Origin of the sequence: Blastomonas sp. UPD001 (assembly GCF_003426715.1) — a bacterium.
Classification (GTDB): Bacteria; Pseudomonadota; Alphaproteobacteria; order Sphingomonadales; family Sphingomonadaceae; genus Blastomonas.
The window spans coordinates 547,066-550,327 of record NZ_QKVT01000001.1 but is presented as its reverse complement, the minus strand read 5'-3'; the positions used below and the strand labels follow the sequence as shown (position 1 = coordinate 550,327).

Genomic DNA, 3,262 nt, shown 5'->3' with positions numbered 1-3,262 from the left:
CTTGATGCCAAGGCTGATGTGGCGATTGAGCGCCCAGCACTGGCCCATCCCGGTTGAGCATGCTGAACCGGCCCCTCCCGCAAGCGGGAGGGGAGAGTATCAGCGCGTCAGCTTCTTGTAGCTCATCCGCGTCGGGCGATCCGCCTCGTCGCCCAGGCGGCGCCGCTTGTCTTCCTCGTAGCTTTCGAAATTGCCTTCGAACCATTCGACATGGCTGTTGCCCTCGAACGCCAGGATGTGCGTGCACAGGCGGTCGAGGAAGAAGCGGTCGTGGCTGATGACCACGGCGCAGCCGGCGAAGCTTTCCAGCGCCTCTTCGAGCGCGCGCAGCGTTTCGACGTCGAGATCGTTGGTCGGTTCGTCGAGCAGCAGCACGTTGCCGCCCTCTTTCAGCATCTTGGCCATGTGGACGCGGTTGCGTTCACCGCCCGAAAGCTGGCCGACCTTCTTCTGCTGGTCCTGGCCCTTGAAGTTGAACGCGCCGACATAGGCGCGGGTGGGCACGTCGTGCTTGCCAAGCTTGAAGAAATCGAGCCCGTCCGAGACCTCTTCCCACACGTTCTTGTTGGGATCGAGATCGTCGCGGCTCTGGTCGACATAGCCGAGCTTGACCGTATCGCCGATCGCGATGGTGCCGCTATCGGGCTGTTCCTTGCCGGTGATCAGCTTGAACAGCGTCGACTTGCCCGCGCCGTTCGGCCCGATGACGCCGACGATACCGCCCGGCGGCAGCGTGAACGAGAGGTTCTCGAACAACAGCTTGTCGCCATAGGCCTTGGACAGGCCGTGCGCCTCGATCACCTTGCCGCCCAGGCGCTCGGGGGTCTGGATGACGATCTGCGCCTTGCCGGGGCTGCGGTTTTCCTGCGCTTCGACCAGTTCGTCGAACGCGCGGATACGCGCCTTGGATTTGGTCTGGCGCGCCTTGGGGGTCTGCCGGATCCACGCCAGCTCGTCCTGGATCGCTTTCTGGCGGCCCTCGTCCTCGCGCGCTTCCTGCTCGAGGCGCTTGGCCTTCTTGTCGAGATAGGTCGAATAATTGCCTTCGTAGACGAAATACTTGCCGCGATCGAGCTCGAGGATCCAGTTCACCACATTGTCGAGGAAATAGCGGTCATGGGTGACAAGGATGACGTTGCCGGGATAATCGACCAGGTGCTTTTCGAGCCAGGCGACGCTTTCGGCGTCCAAGTGGTTGGTCGGTTCGTCGAGCAGCAGGATGCTGGGCTTTTCGAGCAGCAGCCGGCACAGCGCGACGCGGCGGCGTTCACCGCCCGACAGGTTGGTGACATCGGCATCGCCCGGCGGGCAGCGCAAGGCCTCCATCGCGATCTCGAGCTGGTTGTCGAGCGTCCAGCCATCGACTGCGTCGATCTTTTCCTGCAGCGTGCCCATTTCCTCCATCAGCGCGTCGAAATCCGCGTCTTCGGGCGGATCGGCCATCAGCGCGCTGATCTCGTCGAAGCGCTCGACCAGATCGGCGACGGGGCGCACGCCGTCCATCACGTTCTGCTTGACGGTCTTGTTGGGGTCGAGTTCGGGCTCCTGCGCCAGATAGCCGACGGTGATGCCCTCGCCCGGCCAGGCTTCGCCAGTGAAATCCTTGTCGATCCCGGCCATCACCTTCATCAGGGTAGACTTGCCCGATCCGTTGGGGCCGACAATGCCGATCTTGGCATCGGGATAGAATTGCAGGTGAATGCCGTTGAGCACCGGCTTGTTCGCGCCGGGAAAGGTCTTGGTCAGACCCTTCATCACGAAGGAATATTGAGCAGCCATGCGGGAGTACGCCTTTATGCGGGTATGTTGGTTTGCCCCGCGCCTTAGCGGCGAGCGCGCTTTGCGGCAAGACGGCATTGGCAAAGCCGGGACGTGTGGTTAAGCCATGCCGCCATGACGAAACGCACCCTGCTGGCCCTGGCCGCCCTCGCCCTTCCCTTCCCCCTGCTTGCCCAGAATCTTGCCGCGCACGATCCGGCCGCGCTCCAGCAAAAGGCGCTCGGCGACGATACCGCGTACGGCATCGTCGAGGACCTCACGACCGAGATCGGCCCGCGCCTTGCGGGCACCAAGCGCGAGGCAGCGGCGCGCGCCTGGGCGGTCGAGCGTCTGAAAGCGATGGGCTTTTCCAATGTGCGGATCGAACCGTTCGACATGAAGACCTGGGTGCGTGGCACCGAGACGGCCGAGATCACCGCGCCGTTCACCGGAAAGATGCATATCAGCGCGCTCGGCAATTCGGCGAGCACCGGCGACAAGGGGTTGGAGGCGGAGGTCGTCTATTTCCGCACGCTCGCCGATCTTCAGGCCGCCCCCGCGGGCAGCCTCAAGGGCAAGATCGCGTTCGTCAGTCACAAGATGACGCGGACGCAGAGCGGGGCGAGCTATGGCCAGTTCGGCGGCGTGCGGCGCGCAGGCCCCGGCCTGGCCGCGCAGAAGGGCGCAGCGGCGATCGTCATCCGCTCGGTCGGCACCGATTATCACCGCAACCCGCATACGGGCGGCACCAATTTCCCCGAAGGCGTGACGCCGATCCCCGCCGCCGCGCTCTCGATTCCCGATGCCGAGAATCTCGAGCGGATGATCGCGCGCGCATCAAAGACCGGTCAGGCGGTGAAGATGAAGCTGGTGCTCACCCCGCGCCAGATCGGCACCACCCAATCGGGCAATGTCATCGCCGAGGTGCCGGGCAGCGATCCACAAGCAGGCGTAATCCTGGTCGGCGGGCATCTCGACAGCTGGGATCTGGGCACCGGCGCGATCGATGACGGTGCTGGCGTCGCGATCACCGCTGCCGCGGCCAAGCTGGTGATGGACGCCGGCCAGCCGAAGCGCACCATCCGCGTCGTCTGGTTCGGTGCCGAAGAAGTCGGGCTGTTCGGCGGCATCGCCTATGCGAAGGCGCATGGCGCGGCAGACCATGTGCTGGCGATGGAATCGGATTTCGGCGCGGACCACATCTGGCAGGTCGATTTCAAGCTGCCGGACGGCACCGATGACCTCAAGACCCGGATCGCCAATGCGCTTGCCCCGCTCGGCATCGGGCGCAGCAACACTGTCGCAGGCGGTGGCCCCGATGTCGGCCCGACCGTGGCGCTGGGCGTCAACGCGATCGACCTGCAGCAGGACGGCACCGACTATTTCGACCTGCACCACACCCCCGACGATACGCTCGACAAGATCGACCCGAAAAAATTGCAACAGAATGTCGCAGCCTGGGCGACGGTGCTGGGCATCGTGGCGAACGATCCGGCCGATCTGC

General features: G+C 64.4%; 2 protein-coding genes. One reads left to right on the top strand and one right to left on the bottom strand.

All coding sequences use genetic code 11. The annotated features are described in order from the left end of the window. Positions 1–99: 99 nt before the first annotated feature. A complete protein-coding gene (ettA, locus tag DM995_RS02605) occupies positions 100–1,779 on the bottom strand; it encodes an energy-dependent translational throttle protein EttA (protein WP_023837138.1) in 1,680 nt (559 codons plus the stop codon). A 114-nt stretch (positions 1,780–1,893) separates the two neighbouring features. On the opposite strand from ettA, the gene DM995_RS02600 reads away from it, so the two are divergent. After that, on the top strand, positions 1,894–3,262 hold a 1,369-nt coding region (locus tag DM995_RS02600; RefSeq protein ID WP_157973268.1), incomplete at its 3' end, for a M20/M25/M40 family metallo-hydrolase.